At 70.2% G+C, this 4,069-nt stretch carries 3 protein-coding genes and 1 pseudogene; all 4 read right to left on the reverse strand.

The window, feature by feature from the left end; translation table 11 throughout:
- Nucleotides 1–1,134: acyl-CoA dehydrogenase (locus tag VF592_RS07720; RefSeq protein WP_331005038.1), on the reverse strand; the 1,134-nt coding region annotated here is incomplete at its 3' end.
- Between the two features lie 140 nt (nucleotides 1,135–1,274).
- Nucleotides 1,275–2,459: an acyl-CoA dehydrogenase family protein gene (locus VF592_RS07725; RefSeq protein WP_331005039.1), complete on the reverse strand. Its 1,185-nt coding sequence runs from the start codon at nucleotides 2,457–2,459 to the stop codon at nucleotides 1,275–1,277.
- A 1-nt stretch (nucleotide 2,460) separates the two neighbouring features.
- On the reverse strand, nucleotides 2,461–3,792 hold the full coding sequence (locus VF592_RS07730; protein ID WP_331005040.1) for an amidase family protein: 1,332 nt from the start codon (nucleotides 3,790–3,792) through the stop codon (nucleotides 2,461–2,463).
- Nucleotides 3,789–4,069: pseudogene (locus tag VF592_RS07735) on the reverse strand (3-hydroxyacyl-CoA dehydrogenase); the annotation flags it as partial. The gene VF592_RS07730 and the pseudogene VF592_RS07735, both read right to left, overlap by 4 nt.

Below are 4,069 nucleotides of genomic sequence, written 5' to 3' on the forward strand. Positions count from 1 at the left end.
GCCCGCCAGCCGGGCCAGCCGGTCGGCATGGTAGTTGGCGTCGCCGAACATCTCCGCCAGCACGCGGGCGCGCTTCATGAAGAAGCCGATGTCATATTCGTCGGTCATGCCGATGCCGCCATGCATCTGGATGCCTTCCTGCACCGACAAGGTCGTCGCGGCGCCGGTCACCGCCTTGGCGACGGAGACGGCCTGGTCGGCGCGGCCAAGTCCATCGGCCTCCCCGGCGTCGAGCAGCTGCTGCGCCTTGAGCACGGCGGCGCGGGCGACCTCCATCTCCGAATAAAGGTGCGCGGCGCGGTGCTGGAGCGCCTGGTAGCTGCCGATCAGGACACCGAACTGCCGGCGCTCCTTCAGATAGCCCATCGTCATGTCCATCGCGCCGCCGCCGACGCCGAGCAGCTCGGCCGAGGCGCCGGTGCGGCCGGCGCGGAGCAGGCGGTTCAGCGGATCACGCCCGGCATCGACCTTGCCGATCACCGCGTCGGCGGTGACCTCGACGCCCTCGAATGCCAGGCGCGCGGCGATGCTCGAATCGGCGAGCCGCTCGGGCGAGGCGGTGAGGCCGGCGGCGCCCTTCTCGACCGCGAACAACGTCACGCCCTCGGCGTCGCCGTCGGACCCGGCGGTGCGCGCGGCGACGATCAGCAGGTCGGCGACATGGCCATGGATGACGAACCGCTTAGCGCCCGTCAGGCGAAAGCCGTTGCCCGACCGCTCGGCCCTGAGCCCGACCGCGTCGCCATGCTTGGCGCGTTCGTCGATCGCCAGCGCGGCGGCCGTCTCGCCCGCGACGATGCCGGGGAACCAGCGTTCGGCCTGGGCGGTGCCCTTCAGCGCGGCAACGGCGGCGACGGCGGTGGACAGGAAGGGCGAGGGGGAGAGGTTGCGTCCGATCTCCTCCAGCACGACCCCCGCCTCGACATGACCGAGCCCGAGCCCGCCCTGTTCTTCGCCGATCAGGATGCCGGTGAAGCCCATTTCCGCGAATTGCTTCCACAGGTCGCGCGAGAAGCCGGTGGGATCGTCGGCGTCGCGGAGTGCGCGCAGGTGCGACACGGGCGCGGCGTCGGCGATGAAATCGCGGGCGCTGTCGCGGAGCATGGTCTGTTCGTCGTTCAGGAAAAGCGGCATTCTATTCTCCATTTTCCCTTCCCCCGCTTGCGGGGAAAGGGTCGGGGAGAGGGGCGGTTCCAAACGCCGCGCTCGGAACAGCTTCTCTCCCGCCTTCGCTATGCTCGGCACCCTCTTCCCGTAGGGGAGAGGGAGAAGGGTCACGCCCCCGGCAACTCCAGGATGCGCTTGGCGACGATGTTAAGCTGCACCTCGCTGGTGCCGCCCTCGATCGAATTGGCCTTGGTGCGCAGCCAGGCGCGCGCCGGAGCGCCGCCGTTCGAGCGCTCGCTCTCCCATTCCAGCGCGTCGGAGCCGCCGGCGGCCATGATCAGCTCGTTGCGCTGCTTGTTCAGCTCGGTGCCGACATATTTCATCATCGATGGCTGGGCGGGATGGGCGGTGCCGTGCTTGAGCTCGTCGATGAAGCGCTCCGACATGGCGCGGAAGGCCTGGGTGCGGACCTCGAAATGCGCGATCTGCGCGCGGAGCAGCGGGTCGGCCAAGCGTCCGTCGGCGTCGAGGCCGATCGTGGCGATCGCGCCGGCGACCAGCGGGCTCTCGCCCTGGCCGCCCAGCCCCATGCCCGAGATCATCTCGCGCTCATGGCCGAGCAGATATTTGGCGACGTCCCAGCCCTTGTTCTCGTCGTGGACGCGGTTCTTCTTGGGGACGCGGACGCCGTCCATGAAGGTCTCGCAGAAAGGCGAATAGCCGCTGATGAGAAGGATCGGCTTGGTCGAGACGCCGGGCGACTCCATGTCGAACAGCACGAAGCTGATCCCCCCCTGCTTCGATTCCTTGGATGTCCGCACCAGGCAGAAGATCCAGTCGGCCTTGTCGGCATAGCTGGTCCAGACCTTCTGCCCGTTGACGATGTAATCGTCGCCGTCCGACTCGGCGGAGGCGGCCAGGCTGGCGAGGTCGGAGCCCGCATTGGGTTCCGAATAGCCCTGGCACCAGCGGATCTCGCCGCGCGCGATCTTGGGCAGATGGTCGAGCTTCTGCTCCTCGGTGCCGTATTTCAGCAGTGCGGGTCCGAGCATCGAGATGCCGAAGGAGTTGAGCGGATTGCGGGCGCGGATGCGGGCCATCTCCTCGCGCAGGATCTTGGTCTCAGCCGCGCTCAGCCCGCCGCCGCCATATTCGGTCGGCCAGTCGGGCACCGTCCAGCCGCGCGCGCCCATGCGGTCGAGCCAGTCCTTCTGCGCCGGGCTCGACGGTTCGAAATTCCGTCCGCCCCAGCACACGTCCGCGTCGGAGCGGACGGGCTCGCGCATTTCGGGCGGGCAATTCTCGTCCAGCCAGGCGCGGGTCTCTTGGCGGAATTGGTCGAGGTCGGTCATGTCAGCTCCTCGTGAGGTCATGCGCGAGCGAGGCCGCGGCGATGGCATTGTGGTCGAGATAGGGCGCCGCGATCACCTGTACACCCACGGGCAGGCCGTCCGCGTCGCGGCCGATGGGAACGCTGGTCGCGGGCAAATTGGGATAGGTGGCGAGGCCGGGATAGGCGAGCTGGGCGCCGAAGGGCGTCACCTCGCCGTCCACGTCCAGGGTGCGCTGCGCCATGGGCGTGTCGTCGTGGCGAAAGGCGGTGGTGCCCCAGCAAGGCGCGACGAGAATGTCGAACCGATCGAAGAAGCGCATCCAGGCGCGCATGGAGCGGCCCTGCGCGGCGCGCATCTCGGCCCAGCGGGCGGGGGTGAGCGGGGGCGTGCCGGCGGGCGCCTCTCCCCGCGCCATCGCCGCGAGGAGCATCCGGATGTAATCCTCCTGCTGCCGCGCCAGGTCGGGCAGGGCGTCGGCGGCATGCTCCACCCGCGCGTTCGCATCCGCGAAGGCGCCGCCGACCCGCTCCACGGCCGCGCGGACGTCGCGGGCGGCGCGGGCCAGCGGGTGTTCGGGCAGGATGGCGACGCGGTATTCGCGCGGCTCGCGCGGTACGGCGCGGGGAAGCGGAAGGTCAGACAGCACGTCCAGCGCGGCGGCGAGGTCGCGGGGGTCGCGCGCCATGGGGCCGATCACGCTCAGGACCGTGCGCGGGTCGGTCGTGCGCGGGAAGAGATGGCCGTCCATCGCCAGCGCGCCGAAGGTCGGCTTGTGCCCCCACACGCCGCAAAAGGCGGCGGGGGTGCGGATCGATCCGCCGATGTCCGACCCGATCTCCAGCGGGACATAGCCGGCCGCGAGCGCCGCCGCCGCGCCGCCCGACGATCCGCCGCTGACGCGCTCGGGGTCGTGCGGGTTGAGCGTGCGGCCGTGAATGGGGTTGTTCGCCTGGATATCGGCCAGGCCTGGGGGCACGTTCGTCTTGCCCAGGATCACCGCACCCGCGCGACGGAGGCGGCGCACTGCCATGGCGTCGGCGGCGGGATGATGATCGGCATGCTCGGGATAGCCCCAGGTCGTGGCCAGGCCGGCCACGTCGAAGCTCTCCTTGACTGTCATCGGCACGCCGAAGAGGGGCTGGTCGGACGGGTCGCCCGGCCCGGCCGCGTCCAGCGCACGGGCGGCGGCGCGCGCGCGGTCGAAGTCGCGCACCACCACCGCGTTGATCTCGCCGTCGCCCACCTCGATCCGCGCGATCGCCGCCTCGCACTCGGCGAGCGCGGTCGTCTCGCCCGCGCGGATCGCGGCGGCGGTCTGGAGCGCGGATAAGGGCGCGAGCCCCCGCGTCACTTCAGCTTGCCGCCGCTCGCCGCCGCTTCCTTGAGCGATTGCGCGACGGTAAACCCGTGCTTCTCCAACCCGGCGACGATCTTGGGCAGGCCCTCGCTCTGCGCCCAGAACATCGGACCGCCCCGGTAGACGGGCCAGCCATAGCCGTAGATCCACACCACATCGACGTCCGACGCGCGCTGGGCCTTGCCCTCCTCCAGGATCAGCGCGCCCTCGTTGACCATGGTGTAGAGCGTGCGCTCGACGATCTCCTCGTCGCTGATCTCGCGGACGGTCG

Origin of the sequence: Sphingomonas sp. (genome assembly GCF_036388435.1) — a bacterium.
Lineage (GTDB): Bacteria > Pseudomonadota > Alphaproteobacteria > Sphingomonadales > Sphingomonadaceae > Sphingomonas.

Coding starts and splice junctions, on each gene's coding strand:
- VF592_RS07725 (WP_331005039.1), bottom strand. CDS start 2,459: ATGACCGACCTCGACCAATTCCGCCAAGAGACCCGCGCCTGGCTGGAC.